19 protein-coding genes are annotated in these 20,457 nt (G+C 43.2%); 13 read left to right on the top strand and 6 right to left on the bottom strand.

The window, feature by feature from the left end; translation table 11 throughout:
* The first annotated feature begins 89 nt into the window (after nucleotides 1-89).
* The 6 genes from RTS10_RS00515 to fdx all read left to right on the top strand — a co-directional run bounded on the left by RTS10_RS00515 (nucleotide 90) and on the right by fdx (nucleotide 5,413).
* Nucleotides 90-1,307 (top strand): IscS subfamily cysteine desulfurase, encoded by a 1,218-nt coding sequence (locus tag RTS10_RS00515; protein WP_312538711.1) that lies wholly within the window; start codon nucleotides 90-92, stop codon nucleotides 1,305-1,307.
* Between the two features lie 101 nt (nucleotides 1,308-1,408).
* Nucleotides 1,409-1,792 (top strand): Fe-S cluster assembly scaffold IscU, encoded by a 384-nt coding sequence (gene iscU / locus RTS10_RS00510; RefSeq protein WP_050324430.1) that lies wholly within the window; start codon nucleotides 1,409-1,411, stop codon nucleotides 1,790-1,792.
* Nucleotides 1,793-1,900: 108 nt separating this feature from the next.
* Entirely contained in the window at nucleotides 1,901-2,221 is a 321-nt protein-coding gene (iscA, locus tag RTS10_RS00505; RefSeq protein ID WP_050324431.1) for an iron-sulfur cluster assembly protein IscA, read from the top strand.
* A gap of 52 nt (nucleotides 2,222-2,273) precedes the next feature.
* Nucleotides 2,274-2,906, top strand: a complete 633-nt coding sequence (locus tag RTS10_RS00500; RefSeq protein ID WP_144917636.1) for a Fe-S protein assembly co-chaperone HscB — start codon at nucleotides 2,274-2,276, stop codon at nucleotides 2,904-2,906.
* A gap of 176 nt (nucleotides 2,907-3,082) precedes the next feature.
* Nucleotides 3,083-5,035 carry a Fe-S protein assembly chaperone HscA gene (gene hscA, locus RTS10_RS00495; protein WP_095355458.1) on the top strand — a complete coding sequence of 651 codons (1,953 nt, stop codon included), beginning with the start codon at nucleotides 3,083-3,085 and terminating at the stop codon, nucleotides 5,033-5,035.
* Between the two features lie 39 nt (nucleotides 5,036-5,074).
* Nucleotides 5,075-5,413 carry an ISC system 2Fe-2S type ferredoxin gene (gene fdx, locus RTS10_RS00490; protein ID WP_036597564.1) on the top strand — a complete coding sequence of 113 codons (339 nt, stop codon included), beginning with the start codon at nucleotides 5,075-5,077 and terminating at the stop codon, nucleotides 5,411-5,413.
* A 130-nt stretch (nucleotides 5,414-5,543) separates the two neighbouring features.
* Here the strand turns inward: fdx and RTS10_RS00485 are convergent, their stop codons facing one another.
* Together RTS10_RS00485 and RTS10_RS00480 are read right to left on the bottom strand one after the other, a co-directional pair.
* Nucleotides 5,544-7,412: a SurA N-terminal domain-containing protein gene (locus RTS10_RS00485; protein WP_050324434.1), complete on the bottom strand. Its 1,869-nt coding sequence runs from the start codon at nucleotides 7,410-7,412 to the stop codon at nucleotides 5,544-5,546.
* Between the two features lie 193 nt (nucleotides 7,413-7,605).
* A complete protein-coding gene (locus RTS10_RS00480) occupies nucleotides 7,606-9,261 on the bottom strand; it encodes an ATPase (RefSeq protein WP_312538710.1) in 1,656 nt (551 codons plus the stop codon).
* Nucleotides 9,262-9,483: 222 nt separating this feature from the next.
* Between RTS10_RS00480 and RTS10_RS00475 the strand changes: the two genes are divergently transcribed.
* The 5 genes from RTS10_RS00475 to RTS10_RS00455 all read left to right on the top strand — a co-directional run bounded on the left by RTS10_RS00475 (nucleotide 9,484) and on the right by RTS10_RS00455 (nucleotide 14,225).
* Entirely contained in the window at nucleotides 9,484-10,182 is a 699-nt protein-coding gene (locus RTS10_RS00475) for a DUF8198 family protein (protein WP_099808023.1), read from the top strand.
* Between the two features lie 85 nt (nucleotides 10,183-10,267).
* Nucleotides 10,268-11,299 (top strand): bifunctional demethylmenaquinone methyltransferase/2-methoxy-6-polyprenyl-1,4-benzoquinol methylase UbiE, encoded by a 1,032-nt coding sequence (gene ubiE / locus RTS10_RS00470; protein WP_186303368.1) that lies wholly within the window; start codon nucleotides 10,268-10,270, stop codon nucleotides 11,297-11,299.
* Between the two features lie 3 nt (nucleotides 11,300-11,302).
* The gene (locus RTS10_RS00465; protein ID WP_312538709.1) at nucleotides 11,303-11,758 is read left to right on the top strand and encodes a hypothetical protein; all 456 of its coding nucleotides are present in this window, start codon (nucleotides 11,303-11,305) and stop codon (nucleotides 11,756-11,758) included.
* 15 nt (nucleotides 11,759-11,773) lie between these two features.
* Nucleotides 11,774-12,415, top strand: coding sequence for a hypothetical protein (locus RTS10_RS00460; RefSeq protein ID WP_312538708.1), 642 nt, complete (start codon nucleotides 11,774-11,776; stop codon nucleotides 12,413-12,415).
* A gap of 145 nt (nucleotides 12,416-12,560) precedes the next feature.
* On the top strand, nucleotides 12,561-14,225 hold the full coding sequence (locus tag RTS10_RS00455) for an ABC1 kinase family protein (RefSeq protein ID WP_312538707.1): 1,665 nt from the start codon (nucleotides 12,561-12,563) through the stop codon (nucleotides 14,223-14,225).
* A 4-nt stretch (nucleotides 14,226-14,229) separates the two neighbouring features.
* On the opposite strand, the gene RTS10_RS00450 is transcribed toward RTS10_RS00455, so the two are convergent.
* From RTS10_RS00450 to rubA, 3 genes are all read right to left on the bottom strand, one after another.
* Nucleotides 14,230-15,192: an alpha/beta fold hydrolase gene (locus tag RTS10_RS00450; RefSeq protein WP_409455570.1), complete on the bottom strand. Its 963-nt coding sequence runs from the start codon at nucleotides 15,190-15,192 to the stop codon at nucleotides 14,230-14,232.
* Between the two features lie 92 nt (nucleotides 15,193-15,284).
* Nucleotides 15,285-16,736 carry an FAD-dependent oxidoreductase gene (locus RTS10_RS00445; protein WP_312538705.1) on the bottom strand — a complete coding sequence of 484 codons (1,452 nt, stop codon included), beginning with the start codon at nucleotides 16,734-16,736 and terminating at the stop codon, nucleotides 15,285-15,287.
* A gap of 21 nt (nucleotides 16,737-16,757) precedes the next feature.
* A complete protein-coding gene (gene rubA, locus RTS10_RS00440; protein WP_036589380.1) occupies nucleotides 16,758-16,922 on the bottom strand; it encodes a rubredoxin RubA in 165 nt (54 codons plus the stop codon).
* Nucleotides 16,923-17,307: 385 nt separating this feature from the next.
* Here rubA and RTS10_RS00435 point away from each other — a divergent pair, with 385 nt between their 5' ends.
* Nucleotides 17,308-17,844 carry an adenine phosphoribosyltransferase gene (locus tag RTS10_RS00435; protein ID WP_312538704.1) on the top strand — a complete coding sequence of 179 codons (537 nt, stop codon included), beginning with the start codon at nucleotides 17,308-17,310 and terminating at the stop codon, nucleotides 17,842-17,844.
* 116 nt (nucleotides 17,845-17,960) lie between these two features.
* Here the strand turns inward: RTS10_RS00435 and RTS10_RS00430 are convergent, their stop codons facing one another.
* Complete coding sequence (locus RTS10_RS00430; protein ID WP_309593852.1) at nucleotides 17,961-18,899, bottom strand: transaldolase; 939 nt, start codon at nucleotides 18,897-18,899, stop codon at nucleotides 17,961-17,963.
* Nucleotides 18,900-19,306: 407 nt separating this feature from the next.
* Between RTS10_RS00430 and pheA the strand changes: the two genes are divergently transcribed.
* A complete protein-coding gene (gene pheA, locus RTS10_RS00425; RefSeq protein WP_096488894.1) occupies nucleotides 19,307-20,407 on the top strand; it encodes a prephenate dehydratase in 1,101 nt (366 codons plus the stop codon).
* Nucleotides 20,408-20,457 lie beyond the last annotated feature (50 nt).

Raw genomic sequence — 20,457 nt, 5'->3', positions numbered from 1 at the left:
ACCACTAAAGTTAGTAATATTAGTAATAATCATTCATTAGCTGATAACAGCAAAACCTTAAAACAAAATTCTGGGGAGAATTTGTTAGCATGAATAAATTAGTCTATTTAGATTATGCCGCGACCACACCAATTGATGAGCAAGTCGCCCAAAAGATGATGAAATACATGACCTTTGATGGCGTGTTTGGTAATCCTGCCTCACGTTCACATGGGTTTGGTTGGCAAGCGGAAGAAGCGGTTGAAACCGCACGCGAGCAAATTGCAGAATTAATCAACGCCGATCCACGTGAAATTGTATTTACTTCAGGTGCTACTGAGTCAGACAATTTAGCGATTAAAGGGGTGGCACAGTTTTATAGTGGTAAAGGCAAACACATCATTACTAGTAAAATTGAACATAAAGCCGTGCTAGACGTCTGCCGTGAATTAGAAACAGAAGGTTTTGAAATCACTTATCTAGACCCACAGCCAAAGACAGGTCTGATTACAGTTGATCAAGTCAAAGAGGCTATTCGTGAAGATACCATTTTAGTGACCCTGATGATGGTTAATAACGAACTTGGTACCTTAACAGATGTCGCGGCAATTGGTGAAATCACACGTGAAAAAGGTATTATTTTTCATGTCGATGCGGCACAGGCAGCTGGTAAAACTCCGATTGATTTAGAGGAATTAAAAGTTGATTTGATGAGTTTTTCTGGGCATAAAATTTATGGTCCTAAAGGTATTGGTGCCTTATATGTTCGCCGTAAACCGCGTGTGCGTCTAAAATCACAAATGCAAGGTGGTGGTCATGAGCGTGGTATGCGTTCAGGTACTTTGGCAACGCATCAGATTGTAGGAATGGGTGAAGCCTTTGCCATTGCGGGCAAACGTATGGCAGAAGATGAAGCCAGACTGACAAAACTGCGTCAACGTCTATGGGATGGGTTAAAAGAGCTTGATGAGGTTTATCTTAATGGTGACATCAATCACAGCATTCCAAATATCGTCAATATCAGCTTTAACTTTGTAGAAGGCGAATCGTTGATGATGTCATTGAAAGATTTTGCCGTTTCATCGGGTTCTGCTTGTACATCAGCGACGCTTGAGCCTTCGTACGTATTACGCGCGATTGGATTATCAGATGAGCTTGCTCACAGTTCAATTCGTTTTAGTTTGGGACGTTATACCACCGAAGAAGATGTTGACCATGCGGTTGCTGAGATGCGAACCGCGGTTGAAAAATTACGCGCTTTATCACCGCTTTGGGATATGTATAAAGAAGGCGTTGATTTAAATAGTGTGGAATGGAATGAACATTAATTTGAATTAAAAATTAATTTCCATTAAAAATTTATTCAATTGAATTAATAAGTAAAGATTAGTCAGTTACGTTTGACGTAACCAGCCAAAAGGAAAATGAAATGGCCTACAGTGATAAAGTGCTTGACCATTATGAGAATCCACGAAATGTGGGAAACTTAGATAAAGATGCCAAAAATGTCGGTACCGGTATGGTCGGTGCCCCAGCGTGTGGTGATGTGATGCGCCTGCAAATCCAAGTGGGTGATAACGGTATCATTGAAGATGCGCGCTTTAAAACCTATGGTTGTGGTTCAGCCATTGCCTCAAGCTCATTGGTGACAGAGTGGCTTAAAGGCAAAACCCTGGATGAAGCTAGCGCAATTAAAAACAAAGATATCGCAGAGGAGCTGGCATTGCCACCGGTTAAAGTGCACTGCTCAGTGCTGGCAGAAGACGCCATTAAAGCAGCGATTGAAGATTATAAATCTAAAGCCAATGCTTGATTGATTGTACGATTGTCAAAGTCTTATTGACTCATCCTCAATAAGACTTTGGCTCAGTTACTTAAAGTGAGTCGCTTAAAGATTGAAATTAGTAGATGGGGTAGTAAAGTGATTGAATTATCAAACGATGCAGCTGAACATGTACGCGATTTTTTACAAAACCGTGGTCATGGTGAAGGTATCCGTGTGGGTATCCGAACCGCAGGTTGTTCTGGCTTAGCGTATGTGCTGGAATTTGTCGATGAGCCAGACCCTAACGACCAACGTTTTGAAAGCAACGGGGTTAGTGTATTTGTCGATCCAAAAAGCTTGGTTTATCTTAATGGTTTGAAAATGGATTTTGTCAAAGAAGGTCTCAATGAAGGCTTTAAATTTAGTAATCCAAACCAAAAAGGTGAGTGTGGCTGTGGTGAATCTTTCACCGTTTAGTTTTTAATATTTTTTTGTCAGTATATTGATGGCTCGGTAGGGGAAATTGAAAATGGTTAATTATTTTGAGTTGATGAATGTACCCCAACACTATCAAATTGATATAGCCAAGCTTCAGCAGACCCTTCGCCAGCTTCAATCTAAGTTCCATCCTGATACTAATCTTGATGCGTCTATAGCTGAGCAAACCCTTTCGCCATCTGCTAATACGGATAGTTCTTTGCGTGAATCAATCGCTAAGTTATCCTCACTAAAGCCTGAGCAAGCGTCTGCGATTATTAATGAAGCCTACAATACGCTTAAAAACCCCGATTCTCGCGCGTCACATTTATTGGCACTCAAAGGCATTTCACAATCTATTAACCAGCCGATTCGTGATTTGGACTTTTTAGACGATGCCATGTCATTTCGTATCGATTTAGACGATGCTGATAGCCAAAGTATTACCTTGCTTAGCAAAAAACTTACCGAATGGCTAAATAATTATCAACTTGCTTTTGACGAAGTTTATCAAAAAATTGATAACTCAGATGCAGCTGAGGCTAATGATGATGCCTTAACCAAGCAAGCGATAGATATTATTCAAAAACTGCAGTTTTTGGTTAAACTGCAAGTAGATGTGGCAAAAACCACCGATGAATTAGCCAAGCAGAATTTTGATAATGATGACGATCTGTATGTGTAAATCATGATTAAAGGGTAAGTTGTCATAGCGTTGGTTAATTTATTTGGTTTATCATATTTTTAATTTATAATACCATCCGTTTTGACTTTCTATAAAGATATAACCTAAGCTAAAGATATAAACTAAGCTAGTTTTATCTTCAAATTATTTTTTCTATTTGTTAATTGGTCCAATATATGTCGTTATTACAAATCGCTGAACCCAATCAAAGTGCCAAGCCCCATGCGCATCGTTTTGCTTTAGGAATTGATTTAGGAACCACGCGTTCAATTGTAGCGGTAGTCCGTTCAGGCGAGCCACAAGTGATTGGCGATAAAGTTAGCGAATGTCAATCCAGTGACAATAACGCCAATGACGACAGTCAAATTGCTAATCAGGTAAAAGGTATCGATTGCCAAAAGCTTTTACCCTCGGTGGTGTATTTTGGCTTAGATGACAATGGCAATCCAGAAACTTTGGTAGGTAGTCAAGCGGAAGCAATGGCAGAGCAAGCGCCAAGCTACACTGTACGCTCGGTCAAACGGTTTATGGGTCGAAGCATCAAGGATATTAAGTTTAATCATCCCTATGAATTAGTCGGCGATGTCGACGTCATGCCAAGTATCCAAACCCCACAAGGTGCCAAAAATCCTGTTGAAGTATCAAGTATCCTGTTAAAACATCTGTATGATCGGGCAAAATTGGCGTTACCTGACAATAGTATTGTGGGTGCGGTGATTACGGTGCCGGCTTATTTTGATGAAGCACAGCGCCAAGCCACCAAAGATGCGGCTAAATTGGCAGGCATTCATGTGATTCGCTTATTAAACGAGCCGACTGCCGCCGCGATGGCGTATGGGCTGAACCAAGCACAAGACGAAGCGTATCATCTCATTTATGATTTGGGTGGGGGCACGTTTGATGTATCGGTGTTAAAGCTCAATCACGGTGTGTATGAAGTGCTGGCAACGGGCGGTAATAGCGCACTGGGTGGCGATGATATTGACCGCCTGATTGCTAATTGGCTGATTCAACAAACAGGCTTGAATCCATCAACCATTGATAACCATCAAAAACAACTGCTAAACGTACAGGCTCGCACCCTCAAAGAACAGTTGTCAAAAGCAGACCAAGTGACTGCCGAACTTTCACTCAGCGGTCAAGTTTTTGATATTGTGTTAACCCAAAGCAATCTTCGTCAAATCATCCAGCCTGTGACCGACCGTACATTAGCGGTGTGTGCGCAAGTACTACGTGATGCTGGACTTGAAAAGTCCCAGCTTGATGAAGTGGTATTGGTAGGGGGTTCGACACGAATGCCATTGATTCAGCAAATCGTGGCAGAAACGTTTAATCAGCCGCCACTGTCACGCATCAATCCAGATGAAGTCGTTGCGTTGGGCGCAGCCAAATATGCTGACCAATTAATTGGACAACAGCAAAATACGGTGTTGCTGCTTGATGTCACGCCTTTATCCTTGGGGCTTGAGACCATGGGCGGTCTTACCGAAGTGATTATTCCGCGTAACACGCCCATTCCTGTGACGCGCAAACAGGTATTTACAACCTATCAAGATAACCAAAATGGTATGATTATCCATGTGGTACAAGGTGAACGCGATACGGTGGCTGATAATCGCTCATTAGGGCAGTTTAAACTGACTGACATTCCAGCGATGAAAGCAGGATTGGCGCGCATTGAAGTCACTTTTCAAATTGATGCCAATGGCCAATTAACCGTTTGGGCTAAAGAGTTGACAACGGGCAAAGAAAGCCAAATTCAAGTTAAGCCATCTTATGGGTTATCAGAAGATGAGCAGGAAAAACTGCTTAAAGCAGGTTTTGATTTTGCCATGCAAGATCGACTGCAGCGTAGCTTGATTGAAAGTCAAGTAGAAGCAAAACGAGAATTGTTGGCGCTAGCATCCGCGCTTGCAGAATTTGGCTTTTTATTAACCGATGAGCAGAAAAATGCGCTGCAAACCTCGATGGCTGATGTTCAACAGGCAATTGATGGGGCTGAACAAGCCCAGTTAGAAACAGCGAGCGCGCAGCTAAAAATTCATAGTGATGATTTTGCTGCACTTATCATGAACCAAGCGGTCAATGAAACCATGAAAGGTACTTCAACCGCGGATTGGTCAAATTAATTTTGAATACATAAGACTATTAATCGTTAAGAGATTGCTATGCCAAAAATTACTGTATTACCGCATCACCAAATTTGCCCTACTGGCGCAGAAATTGAACTCAATGAAGGCGATAATCTATGCCGTGGTTTGCTAGAAAAAGGCGTGAAAATTGAGCATGCTTGTGATATGTCAAAAGCTTGTACTACTTGCCATGTTATCGTGCGAAAAGGGTTTAATAGCTTGGAGGAAATGGACGATATCGAAGCTGATTTGCTAGATCGTGCTTGGGGGCTAGAGCCAGATTCAAGATTGTCTTGCCAAGTCATCATCGAAGATCAAGATTTGACGATTGAAATTCCAAAATATACCATCAATCACGCCTCTGAAAATCATTAATGCCAATCGATAAAAAAGGCTTACTAATCATCGTTAGTAAGCCTTTTTTGATGGCGCTACGTATCGCTAAATACTCGTTATTGCTAGAGCAAAGCGCTGACTCACTCAGCGCATATGTATTCACAGCATGTTATGGCGCAGCAGTCTGCGGTTTAACCGTGACTTTAGTGATGGATTTTAGGTATGCTAGATAATCCTCAAACTGAGACTGACCGATATTTTCGCGCACGATTTGGGCAGTTTGTTGTTTGACTTCGGGTGTGATTTGCGCATTATCATTGCTGATAACCCCACCAACAATCACGCTAGCACCCGATATAGTAGGGCGGGTCATGACCGCTAGTTGATTGTTAACCGCAGGTTGACTAAATGCCACACCACGCTCGTCATCGCTGAGTTTGCTGTCTTGTCGAGTCACAATCCCCAAATCTTGGAATGGGGTACCCGCCGCCGCAATTGAATTGGCTTGTTTGACTTTGGCAGCGATGGCATTGGCTTGTGCTACAGCTAAACTTTTTGCTTTCTCTTCAATAAGTTTGGCTTTAATAACCGGCTCGGCTTCTGCTTGTGTCATGAGTTTGCTGGTGCGGTGATTGGTTGATTGCAGCCATACCACTTTATCAGAGACATCAATACCGACTGATACACTGCCTTCTTGCAGCGCGAGTGGCTCAAATGCCGCCGCTACAATGGCAGGTTGATTGAGAGCAGACGAGTTATTGGTTTTAGGGTAGTTTTTAATCGATTTGGCGGTTAATTTATAGCGATTGGCAAGCTCAGTGATAGTAGCGCCAGCAACTGCGTCATTATTGATTTTACCAATCAAATCTTGATAGGCGGCTTCACGCTTTTGCGCCATAATTTGTTCGGTTAACACAGGTGCCAAGCTTTCAATGGTTGGTGGGGTTTGACCATTGATTTTTACCAATTTGAATAAATGATAGCCATAGTTGGTTTTGATGGGGCTGGTGACTTGACCGACTTTTAGAGTCTTGATTTGGGTCATGATGGTATCATAATCATTGGGGAACATCGATTGAGTAATCGGACCGATATTGCCGCCATCGTTTTTACTGCCTTCATCTTGCGAGTACTGTTTGGCAAGCGCCGCAAAATCCGCTTGGTTGGCATCAAGTTTACTTTTTAATGAGGTTAAGGTGGCTTGTGCTTGACTGCCATTCATCAAAATCATTGCCAATTCGTATTCGGTCTGGTTGTTGCTATTTTTCAAATAGCTTTGATACTGTTGCTGCAATTCCTGAGCCGTTGGGGCAGCAACAGGCAGGGTATTTTTATTGAGTTCTAAATAAGTTAAATCCACCATATCACTAGATTTAAGTGTCGCTTGGTTTTTTTGATAATAACTTGCAATCTCTTGCGGCGTTACTTGTACCTGCGGCGCAAAGCTGTGCCAGTCCAAACGCAGCACTTGCACAGGGCGAGACTCAGACTGCATTGACATAAGTTTATCAATACTCCCTTGCGCAAAAATCCCTGTATTAATAATACCGCGGCTAAAGGCAGTCACTAACAAGTCTTGACGAACCGAATCAAATAATTGTTCTTTGGTCATGCCGCGACTGGTTAAATAGCTAGCAAACAATTCATTAGAAAATTTTCCGCTAGCGTCTTGAAAGGTTTTTTCAGCCATCAACATTTGGGTGATGGTGGCATCTGACACAGTAAAACCAAGCTGGTTGGCTTGGTTGATAATCAAATAACGGTCAATCAAATTGTGCAGCATTTGCTCACGTAATTTATCGCTATTAAGTAGGCTTGCATCGCCATTCACTTGCTCAAGCAAGGTTTCGCGGCGATTGTTAATCATGGTTTGCAAGGTAGCATTATCGACATTTAACTCTGCAACTTTGGCGACAGCATTGGGGTCATCTCCGCTACGGACAATTGACTCAAACCCCGTGATGGCTAAAGGAAGTAAAAAAAGAACGAGCAAGGCTTTGCCCATCCAACCTTTCAAAAAATTGCGTAAAGATTCCATATTGCTCACTTGCAGTTTAGATGGATTTATTAAGGATAACTAATCAGGCTAAATAATCAAATCAAACACGATATTATAGGGGAACTGTCCACCAAAATCATTATCTTTCATCAAGTTGGGTAGACAGTTTTAAGATATAGCAAAATAGTAAAAAGGCACACTGTTAACAATTTATAAATTTTTAGATAGCGCTTTATAAATTTTTCGATAGCTCGGAAATAATAGCATCAAGGATTTTGAGTCTCGCGGTATATTTATCATCGGTAGCAATCACATACCAAGGGCGTTTTTTATGGTGAGTCAAATGAATCATGTCGGAAGCGGCTTGCACGTACTCATGCCATTTGGCGCGGTTACGCCAATCGTCATCGGTAATTTTAAACTGCTTATTGGGCGTCTCTTCACGCGCCTTAAAGCGTTTAAGTTCTTCTTCTTCACTGATAGCGAGCCAAAACTTGACCACAATGGCATTGCTCTGTACCAAGTCGTTTTCAAAGCGATTGATTTCGCCATAAGCACGTTGCCAGTCTGCCTCTTTTGCAAAGCCTTCAATACGCTCAACGAGTACCCGACCATACCAACTACGGTCAAAAATGGTCACTCGGCTATTATGCACGCGTTGTTTAAGTAAGGCGACGCATTTATTGCGTTTGAATTTTTGCGATAAATACACTATATCCACATCTGCCATTTCATCATGGGGCAGGCGCGTCCAAAAACGCCACAGATAGGCGTGTTTTAATTCATCTTCGGTTGGTGCAGAGATAGCGTGGATGGTAAATTCACGCGGGTCGAGTGGGGCAATGATGCGGCGTATCGCACCGCCTTTGCCTGCCGCATCCATACCTTCAAAGACAAAGATGATATGGCGCTGACCTCGCTCACGAATCAGTTCAGCGAGTATATGTTGTTTGCTATGTAGTTGTTTTTTATAGTCTGCTTTTGCTAATGCTTGGGATTGGACGCTAACCAACTCATTAATCAGAGGGGTGGGTTTAAAAGGCAGCGGGTTGGGTTTAACAGGATTTTCGTCCGTTTTAAGGTGAACCGATTTATCAGTTTTTGCTCGGTTGTCTTGGTCATCATCGGCTGCAGCTAGTTGGTTCATGGTTTGCAGCGCTGCTAATACAACATTCGCAAATTGGATGTTTGAGGCATCAATATCCTGTCCATCTATGTGGTGCCAGCTTGATTGTAACCCCATCAGTCTGCTGCTAAAGCGTTTGAAACGTTTCACGTCTTTTTTTCGAAACCAATCTAAATGGTACAACTGCTCAGGGTCAGGCTCTTCATCGGTCAAGCGTTTTTTTAGCGTTTTATTATCGACCCAAAACAAGCACTTGACGATATCGGTGTTGTTATTGACCAAATCTTGTTCAAACGCCTCAATGTCTTCAATCATTTGCTGTAAGCGCTGTTCATCTATATCATCGCCACAGTCAAACACATAACGAATCAAGTCAGCGTACCAGTTGCCAAAATACACCGCAATCTCACCCTTTCTAGGCAGTTGCCATGTGTGACGTTGCCAAATAGGTTGGTAGCGGCTAGGATGCTGTCCCATGGTGGCGTGAACCTTGATATAGCGTGCGTCCATCCATTCGGTTAGCGCTTTGACCGCTTCGCCTTTGCCTGAATTTTCCATACCATTCACCAAGATTAGTAGCCCGCGCGAGTTTTTGCCAGCCCGTTGCTCGCGTAGGGTGGTTTGCGCGGTAATCAGGTCAAAACTTAATTGGTCTTCAAGCGTTAAAGATGAGGTGTTTTTTTCAAGTTTGGTTACTTTATCGGTGGGTTTAGAAGCGGCTATATCGTTGTTTTTGGAATTGCTGGTGCTGTGTATTGCCATGTGTCCTGCTTAGGGGAATACCCGAAATGATAGGGATGAAGTTTTTATTTTTCTAAAAGATAGCAGTTAAAGCACAGTTGAACAATTTACGATTTGTATTTTTGCTGGATTTACATTAAGGTAATGCGGCACAGAACTTCATTTTACTGTGGGTTTATACAATGGATAAACTGCAGTTTCTCTGTTTTGAATTTAAAAATTTTGCAAAAAAATCGAGGCCCTATGAGCAGCTTAAGCCAATTAGAACAAGATTTAAAACAATTCCGCGCCCTTCCATACCACAGCGATACCCAGTTAGCGCAAAAACTCAGTGAAGTACAAGCCTGGCAACGCGGTCGTATTCATAAAACCCACCAAGCTTTATTTGCCAGCGCCAACAACCATGCGATGGGGGAATTTTTAATTGACCAACTATATGGGGGCGAAAAATTCAACGTGCTCGCTGAACAGCTAGAGCGCATGGTGCAAAAGGCTGAAAAACTAGAAAAATTTATCCCTGCCAATGCCGTGAGCACAGGGGCAGCCGGTATCATCGAAGCGATTAACGCCATTAAGCTTGATCTGCAGCTTGCTCAGTATTTACAAGAAAATCATTTATCCGTGGATGAGCCATCCATGATTAAAGCCTATCGGTCCGTGAATGCAGAGTCGGCAAGACGCCAGCAGATGGCTGACCTCAAGCAAATGTGCTATCGCACGGATAAATATCTTAAATCATTTATCTTACAAAAAGCATTTTCACTCGCCAAAGGCACAGCGTACAAAAAAGGCTTTCAGCCGTTATATGACTTTATCGCTGAAGGTTTTGCTGCCATCAAACCGATTAAAAGTATTGGCGCATTTATTGAGCCATTTTGTGAAAAAGAGTTGCAAATCATTACCAATGTGCATGCTGGCAAAGAACATCCTTTTGATGTTTAATGATAAAATAGAAAAAAATTTGCACCAACTTTGCGCTTTTAACTTTGCCAAGTTTTGATTGGCGATGACCTCACTAGGAAACCACATGAACGACAATAACCATAATTCAATCCAAGACAGCTTGGTAAAAGACAGCCTCCAAGCCAATGACAAGCTCAATAGCCAAGTACAACAGTCACTGACAGCTGACACCACCATCAACCGTCAATTTACTGGCACAGCTGATTTGCCAGAATCTGTGCCGCAAGGTCAGCAGCTCACTCGCCCTGCAACCGCTACCCCAAATGACGCTATCCCCAATGAGTCGTCAGCGCAATCCCATAGCGGTTTTGATAAATCAGCTATCTACAATCCGCATACCGAAGCCACTGATGGCAATGAAGAAACTCATTTTGGCTACAAAACCGTCAAAAAAGCTGAAAAACAACAAAAAGTAGCAGAAGTATTTACCTCTGTTGCCAAAAAATACGACATCATGAATGATTTAATGTCACTGGGTATTCATCGTCTGTGGAAACGCTATGCCATCAGCCTAACGGGCGTGCGTGCAGGTCAACGGGTGCTAGATATCGCAGGGGGCACAGGTGACTTGGCAAAAGCCTTTAGTAAAGAGGTGGGTCGCACAGGTCATGTGGTATTATCCGATATCAATGAAGCGATGCTAGAGGTTGGTCGTGAGCGTCTGCTCAATGCAGGCTGTAGTAATGTCGACTTTGTACTAGCCAACGCTGAGACGCTGGCACCATTTGAAGATGAAAGTTTTGATTTGGTGACCATCAGCTTTGGGCTACGCAACGTCACCGACAAAGACGCGGCACTGCGCTCGATGTATCGGGTGCTCAAAAAAGGTGGTCGCTTGTTGATTTTGGAATTTTCAAAACCGGTGTTTGAGCCATTTGGTAAAGTCTATGATTTGTACTCGTTTACCGCATTGCCACTCATGGGTAAATTGGTGGCGAATGATAGCGAAAGCTATCAGTATTTGGCAGAGTCTATCCGTATGCACCCAGACCAACGCACCCTAAAAGGCATGATGGAAGACGCAGGCTTTGTCAATTGTGACTATCACAACTTAACAGGCGGTATCGTGGCGGTACATCGTGGGTTTAAAAAGTAACTGATGAAACAGGAACTTTTTGTTGATTTACCGAGTATAAAAAAAATTAATCAACGAATTACCTTTTATATGACTGTAGGGTTAATGGTCTTGCAAGTTATTTTGCTGACCATTTCGGAAACTAACAAAGGGTTTTCGATACTTGTATTTTTAGTTGCTATTTTTAGTTTAATTGGAATTTGGACGAGTTATTTTAAAAAAGTTAAACTGTATAAAAATCAACCTTATATCGTGCTAGACGACTTTGGTATCAAAGTTTTTAACCGTCATAAAACTGAGTACGCAAAATGGCAAGATGTACAAGCAATCCACCTGTATTTTCGTACATCGATAAATAACTATTATTTCATTCAAGCAGATACATATATTAGATTAGATAACAGTTTAATTAATTTAGACATGATAAAATTGCTAAAGAGAACTGCTCAAAATTATACTATCCCAGAATTTATCCCTTAACTTAAAAGGTAAAAAATGTTTACAGTTTTATTGCTTGCAGGCATTGAAAAAGTGGTTAATCTAGCCATTGCCACTGACCCCATCACCCAAGCAGGGTTACAACCGTTATCGGGTAAAGTTTTGCGCCTAGTGATGGCAGAGCCCGCCATTGAATTTGATACGATTTTTAATGATGACCATATCCGCTTTGAGCCTGTGACGGTTGATGTTTTTGAACCTAAGGGTAGCGCTGTGGTAAGCAAACCTGATTGTATGGTCAAGGTAGACAATCCTGTGCATTTGCTCAATTTGATGGGTGACCCACAAGGCAATCTGCCGATTGAGGGCGATTATAAAGTGCTGATGCAAGTCAAACAATTAGTCGCTGGGTTTGACCTTGATATCATTGGTAAACTGCAACCTTTGATTGGTCTGCCGATGGCAAGTCAATTGTCTAATCTGTTAGCCAACCTAAAAGGCACAATCGCTGCACCTGCCAAAGAGATGTTTGCCGATATTGCCAATATCAGAGAGTGGAAAACCAACGGTGCAAATACTGATGACAATACAGGCAATGAGTTAAAACAACAGCTACTAAAACTGCGGGCGGATATTGAACGTGAACAAGCCAGACTCGATGCCATCAAGCAAGAGCAAGCGGCTTTATTGCAAAAGTAGATTGGAAAAGTAAATTTATTGCAAAAGTTACTTTTGCACACTCAAAATGACGGGTTAAATCCCCGTCTTTTTTTTAACCATTAAAAAATTGCTTATATCATGCTAGAATTCCCACCATTGATAAGCTTTCTAACGAGTTGCCAACGTGTTACTAAATCATCGCAAACGTCTTTTACAACTGTGGCGCATTGCCGCTCATTATCGTGTTGATACCCATCTACCTATTGAAGAGACGCCGCAGCTTGAGCCCATTGCCAAACTTATCCGTATGCACCCTGCCAGCTATTTTCAAAAACCGCATCCAGACGGGGTAAGGCTGGCGCTTGAAGAGATGGGCACGCTGTTTTTAAAATTAGGGCAGCTGCTTTCCACCCGTCGTGATTTGGTCACCCCTGAGATTATTGAGCAGTTGGTGCACCTGCAAGACAGGGTAAAACCCTTTAGTGTCGATACGGTTATCAAGCAAATTGAACAATCAACAAAAAAAGGCGGTTTGGGGCAAACTATCAATCAGCTATTTGCTAGATTTGATGGCACACCGTTAGCGGCGGCATCCATCGCCCAAGTACACACCGCACGCCTGCATGATGGGCGTGAAGTGGTAGTTAAAGTAGTTCGCCCAACCATCCGTGAACAGATTATTGAAGATTTTGAATTATTGCGCGATTTGGCAGGATGGGCATCGGCACGGATTGAAGCGGCGCGTGCGGTACATATTATCGATATCGTTGAAGATTATCGGCAAGTCTTGCTCAATGAGCTTGATTTAACTCTTGAAGCTGCCAATACCACCCAAATGCGCAACAACTTTTTGGGTTCATCGATGATGTATGTGCCTGAAGTATATCAAGCCAGCAAAAATATCATGATTATGGAGCGCATTGTTGGGGTGCCGATTTCGCAAACCCAAGTATTTGATGCGCTTGGATATGATAGGGCGGCACTTGCGGCAAAAGGATTAACGATTTTTTTCACCCAAGTATTTCGGGATAATTTCTTCCATGCTGATATGCACCCAGGCAATGTGTTTGTTGAAACGCTGCCAGCCGATACCCCAAATCCCAATCCCCGCTATATCGCCCTTGATTGCTCAATCGTGGGCGAGCTATCTAAAGCTGACCAAATGATTGTGGCAAGGCTTTTATTATCGGTAATGAACAATAACTTTACCGGTCTAGTGGATATCATCGCGCGAGCAGGCTGGATTCCACCCAATACCGATAAATACGCCCTCATGCGCGATATGCGCCGCACCGTGTCACCGATGATTAGTAAGCCAATCAACGACATTGATTTTGCAGGCGTGCTCATGTCGGTGCTCGATATTGCTCGTCGCTATCATTTGGATATACCGCCGCAATTAATGTTACTGCTTAAAACGCTCGTGCATGTGGAAGGTTTAGGACGGGATTTATACCCTGAGCTTGATATCTGGTCGCTCGCCAAACCGATTTTGACAGGCTGGGTAAAGCAGCAATTTGACCCGATGCAAAAAATTGGCGAGCTACGCAAGCAATTACCTGAACTGTTACTGAGTCTCAATGACATGCCACAATTGCTAGATAATAGTTTGCAAAGTCTGTCAAATCTGGGTGGCCACCAAGACCAGCAGCTGCGTGAAATACAGCAAATTCGCTCAGATATGCTCAAAAGTCGCCAGCAGGATTGGCTTGCGCTGCTTGGGTTTGTGGGTTCGTTATTTATCGCGCAAATGATTGCCAGTCATGCCGTCTGGCAGGTGAGTAGTTGGCTTGCACCAATTTTTTATGTGATTGCCGTGCTGTTTGTATTGTGGCGGTTGTTAAATTAGCGACTTAAACATGCTTCATATAATGATCGGTTAGCAGTTTGACAATCGTAGGGATAAAGGGTTTTGCCAAATCATGTCCCATATCCTTTATCAAATGAAACTCACTGTGCGCAATCGCTTTGGCAATCGCCCGACCATGCGCCGGTGGCACCAGTCCATCTTTTTCCCCATGAATGATAATAGTTGGCTGTTTGATTTTTTGGTCGAATTTAACAATAGAGCCAGTGGCTAATATTGCTTGCAGCTGCTGAAGCGCGCCACGTGGGTGATAACTACGTTCAAACCGCAAACGAATGAGTCGTTCTACTTCCTCTTCATCCACATGATTGGGTGAGCCGATACGCTGCATACACCACACGCCATATGCGACTACGTCATCAATTTGGGTGGTTTTGGGATGTGACAGTAGGGTTTGTAGCTGCTTTGGCTTGGTGGGTGGTAAAAATGGCTTGTTATTACTGGTAAACATGAGACCCAGTGTCGACACGCGTTTTGGGTATTTGGCAGCCAAAATTTGCGCAATCATCCCGCCCATAGATGCCCCCACCACATACACATTGTTCAGTGCTAACTTATCAAGCAAGCGGCGGGTATCTTCGACCATGTCAAATAAGTTATACGCCACAGGAAAATGACGGTTAGTCAAACCCACTTGCATACGCAGCATCATTTTGACATTGTTGACGGGAAAACGCGGGAAGGGTCGGGCGATTTTTGATGATAACCCGATATCACGATTGTCAAAACGAATCACAAAAAAGCCTGCGTCAATCAAGCCTTTGACAAAACTATCGGGCCAAAACACTAACTGCGAGCCTAAGCCCATGATCAGCAGCAAGGGCGGATGATCAGGATTACCACCAACTTCAACACACAGTTGTAATTCATCACCAATATCAATGATGGCACTTTGCATAAAGTCGGTAATCACTGAGGGTTGAAAATTAAATTTGGCTAAATCCATAATTTATTCCAAAAATATCAATCTGCTAGTGGGGTGTTGAATGAACTTGCCGCATTAGATGACCCGTTGCACGAGCGTGGCAACTAAGATAGTTACTAAGACAGCCAATCCGCCACTTGCTTGGTTAACGTTAAGCGCTGTTTTGCTGCTTCTTTACCGGCTAATACAAACCCTAAGATGCTATGAGGATCATCTTTTGGATGGGCGGTCATGACCATTCCATCAGCGGTTGGGGTCGTTTGCCAATACAGTTGATCGTCACTGTAATGCCCTGATACGGGCAATACCACCAAAGGTAAACTAGGTGTTTTGATAGCCACTGGCATGGCAGGATACGCCACTTTAGTCGGCGCCATGTTAGGGTCAGCCAGGGTTTTTGCCAAGGCTTTGGCTTGGTTCATCAATGGCATGACATAGGGCATATAGCTACCCATCACGTTGGCACAATCGCCAATGGCATAAATATGCTTTGCCGATGTGGCTAGGTAGGCATCGACCTTGATGCCTTGCTGCACGGTTCTTGGTAAATGGGTTATTGTAGGATTGATGTGCTGTGACGATGCTATGGCAATGTTCGCTGATGCGGCAAGGTCAGTATTAGCCACCAAACCAATCGCTATCAAAACAATATCCGCCTCAAAGGTTTGTGATTGCTTATCCCTGTCAAAAGAGATGGTCACGGTTGCATTATCGCTTGTATCAATAATTGTAGTAATATTTTTATTAAGGTTTGTCGTGATACTGGTGATATCAGTGCCTAAATAAAATGTCACCCCTGACTGAGTCAAAGCGTCTTGTAGCATGATACCTGCTTGGCTAGGTAGCTGCTGAGCCAGTGGGCGTGCTGCTTTATCAAAGACGGCCACTGTGATATCAGCGGTCTGGTTACCGGTATTTTGACCAATCAAATCATTGGCAAATTCACAACCAATCAACCCTGCACCAATAATCGCTACCTTAACCGGCGCTGATTTTTGAGATTTTAGGGTGTTTAGGCGCTGCTGAAAGCTTTTGTACTCATCTAAATGATTGACGGCAAAAATGGTTTGATGATTGACCGCTAGATTGGGTAACATTCTAGAATGCGCACCTGTTGCCAATACCAAATCTCGATAAGCAAGCGTTGTTTGAGAAGCTTCATTGACTAGCGAGTGAACCACAATGACTTGTTCATCGGTATTAATATCAGTGACTTGATGAAAATTTAATAGGGTCAAGTTTAATGTTTCTGCCATTTTTGCCGCGCTCGCATTGGCGATGGTGTCGGCAAGTTTGTTTTGCGCATAGGCATTTGACAAGGTTGGCTTAGCATAGCTATCACCACTGTCTTGACACACCATGACGATAGGCAAGCTGGTCGTTAGCTTTCTGAGCTCACGCGCTAGCGTATAACCCGCCATCCCTGAGCCAATAATGATTACAGGTTGGGGTTGTGTATTTGGCAGTTGCGCAATAGGCGCATCATTTGAACTGATACTGTCTAAGCTTACACTATTGTCACTGGCACTATCGACACTCGCATTATCGACATTGTTAGTTGATTGCATGATAAAACCCTATTATATTTATTATAGTTCAATCATTTCAAAGTCTACTTTACTGACCCCACATTCAGGGCAAGTCCAATCTTCGGGAATATCTTCCCAACGTGTGCCCGGAAGGATGCCTTCTTCTGGGCAGCCCAATGCCTCATCATACACCCAACCACACACGATACATTGATATTTTTTCATTGATAACTTTCCCTATGTTAGTGGTAACTTTTGCTATTGAAGATAAGGATAAAAATTGCAATTACAATGCCGAGCAGTATGTTAACCATGCAAAACTCACGCAATCACCTAAAAATTTAACTTGCGATAGTTTACAAGTATGCACTGAAACAAGCAAGCCAATGACAGGCAACATTCAATCCCATATCAGAACCTTTAAATCAGTTCGCCCAAGCCTAGCCTATTAATCATGGCTAAAGTAATGGCTTAACGCCATCCATGACCTTGATTGGCTCAGCATGAAAAAATTGCTAAAATAAGGCACGCTTTAGCAATTTTTTACTTAATTTTTACTTAACACTTAATTTTTACTTAACACTTATTTTTTCTGAACTCGGTCAATCCTATGCAATCGACTAGCACCCCTGATTCACCACACCCATTTTGGCAAATCATCAGAGTGGTACCTGATTTTCCCAAACCAGGCATTGCGTTTTATGATATCACGCCATTATTGCGCGCTCACGTCAATGCGGTAATCGATGCGTTACTGGCAGCGATACCACAGCCAGTGTTTGATGCGGTTGATTGTTTTGGCGCCATTGAAGCGCGGGGGTTTATTTTTGCTAGCCTGTTGGCGGGTCGGACAGGCAAAGGTATGGTGTTGGTACGCAAAGAAGGCAAGCTGCCACCGCCTGTGGCGAATAAAAGCTATGCGCTAGAGTATGGTAGTGATACTTTAGAGATGCAGGCGGGACTTGTGCCGGCGAATGTGTTATTGGTGGATGATATATTGGCGACAGGCGGTACCTTGAGCGCTGCGGTGGGACTTTGTGAAGCCGCAGGGCATCAGGTGCTAGGCGCACTTGTATTGCTTGATTTGGTGGATTTGCATCAACCGCTTGCTATACCACTTTATACGGTGTTACAAGCTAAAGGCTAGTGGGGTGGCATGGGGCTAATCATGGTTAAATGACATGATTAGCCGCTAATGAAAATTTAATGAACCAAGCTTTATTCATTAAGGCTTTATTCATTAAGGCTTTATTCATTAAAGCTTTAGTTAACCAAGCCTCTCAAGGTTTGCTCTAACGCTTCTCTAGCTTGGATAAAGCCTTCAATACCGGCAGATAATAACGCTTGGCTGATAGGATCAAGCGCATGCTGCTCGGCAAATTGGGTCTCATCGAGGGTTTCTTTTTTGAGGTCAACAAATTGCATATCGGGAAATAGCTGACGCTCGACTTTGACGTCCATCGTGGCAAGTTGGTCTAGCAAATCAGGCGCAATCGTTAATAAATCACAACCTGCCAAAGCTAATATTTGCTCAATACTGCGAAAACTCGCGCCCATGATTTGGGTGGTGTAGCCATATTGTTTGAAGTAATGATAGATAGTTTTGACTGAGCTCACGCCTTTATCACGGCTGATTTCGATGCTATCGAGTCCTTCATCTTTTTTCTGCCAATCCAAAATCCGTCCGACAAATGGCGAAATCAAGGTAACATCGGCATCGGCACAGGCTTTGGCTTGGTGCAAGCCAAATAGCAGCGTCACGTTACAATGGATACCTTGTTGCTCTAGTGCTTTGGCAGCTTGGATGCCTTCCCACGTGCCAGCGATTTTGATGAGTACGCGTTTTTTATCAATCCCAGCGGCTTCATACGCTTTGATAAATTGCTGCGCTTTGACAATGGTGCCATCGGTATCATAAGACAACCTTGCATCCACTTCAGTGGAAACACGACCATCAATCAGTTTTAAAATTTCGGTGCCGATATAAATGGTGAGCTCATCAATCACCGCCTCCATATCATTGGGGTATTTTTGTAATGTCTCAATTAAAATAGGCTGCATTTGTGGCGCTGACAATGCCTTGGTAATCAAGCTTGGGTTGGTGGTCGCATCGACTGGTTTTAAGCGGGCAATCGCTTGCAAATCCCCAGTATCTGCCACAATGGTTGTCATCATTTTTAGTTGGTTTAAGCTGCTAGTCATGTACTTTCCTAAATGTCAAATTGCTGCATGTCTCTGATAACCTATCAGGGACAAAATGGTATGGTTTCATTCAATGTTAGTTAACTTACCTTAAAAGCTATCACAAACATTGTGACAATCGCTAGTTTTTTTTCTATTTTGCAAGTATTTGTTAAGCATCAAGCAGAAAAATCCAATTTTTTTTAGGGTATGCCAAAAATATTGTGTCTATATCACTATTTGTGATGAAAAAGCGCCGAGCGAAACTCGATTAACAGGCGTGATTTGTGCTAGTATTAGGCAATTTCTGCTATAAAGCCATTTGGTAACTTTGTATATTTCAAGGTATATTTCAAGCTAGGCTGCCTGTGATTTATGACCCCCAGTCCTATCGCGCAGGTCAGTGTTGACTGTTGAGTTGTAATTTTATGAACGAACAAACGATGAGCAATGATGAATTAATGGGACTTCGCCAAAAAATCGATGAAGTGGATGAAAAAATCCAGCGATTAATCAACGAGCGAGCAGGCTACGCGGTGCAAGTAGCCAAAGCCAAAAAGACGCAAGAGGACAATCCGATTTTTTATCGCCCAGAGCGAGAAGCGCAGGTGCTAAAAAAAGTGATGGCGCGTAATGAGGGTCCACTCCCTGCCGATAAAATGGCACGTTTATTCCGCGAAATTATGTCAGTATGCTTAGACTTAGAAGCGCCACAAAAAATTGCTTATCTGGGTCCTGCAGGCACCTTTACTCACATGGCAGCGCTGAAGCATTTTGGCAAAGCCGCCACAACAGTGCCGCTATCGACCATTGCTGATGTGTTTCGTGAAGTGGAAGCCGGCTCTGCGATGTATGGCGTCGTCCCTGTGGAAAATTCGTCAGAAGGCGTGGTTAACCATACCCTTGATGGCTTTTTATCCTCCGATCTGAAAATCATTGGTGAGGTAGAATTACCGGTGCATCATCAATTTTTGGTGGGTGAGCATACCAAAGTGGGCGCAATTTCAAAAATTTATGCCCACAGCCAAGCGCTTGCCCAATGCCGCCAATGGTTAGATACCCATTATCCCAATGTCGAGCGTGTGGCGGTCTCTAGCAATGGTGAAGCGGCGCGCCGTATCAAAAATGAGTGGCACTCAGCCGCCATTGCAGGGGAAGTGGCAGCAAGCGAATATAATTTGCACAAACTATTTGAAAATATCGAAGATACCCCGTCCAATACCACCCGTTTCTTAATCATTGGCCGCGAAGCAGTAGCGCCGTCAGGTCAAGATAAAACCTCGATTTTAGTGGCAGCCAAAGATCAGGCGGGTGCGCTGATTCAAATACTGCAGCCACTAGCAAAACATGGGGTATCGATGACCAGTATCGAAACCCGCCCAGAGCGTCCAAACAAATGGGCGTATGTGTTCTTTATTGATATGCTCGGTCATATTGACGATGCCAATATGCAAGCAGCGCTCGCTGAGATTCGCCCGCAAGTCAAAGATTTACGGGTATTAGGCGCTTATCCAAAAGCGGTGATTTAACCGTTTTTGGCAATAAATTTTTATCAGTATCAATCATCAACTAAAGGTTT

This window comes from Moraxella sp. CTOTU47616 (assembly GCF_032017465.1).
Taxonomy (GTDB): domain Bacteria; phylum Pseudomonadota; class Gammaproteobacteria; order Pseudomonadales; family Moraxellaceae; genus Faucicola; species Faucicola tetraodonis.
Note: the sequence above shows the minus strand (reverse complement) of the source record. Positions and strands in the feature narration are given on the sequence as shown.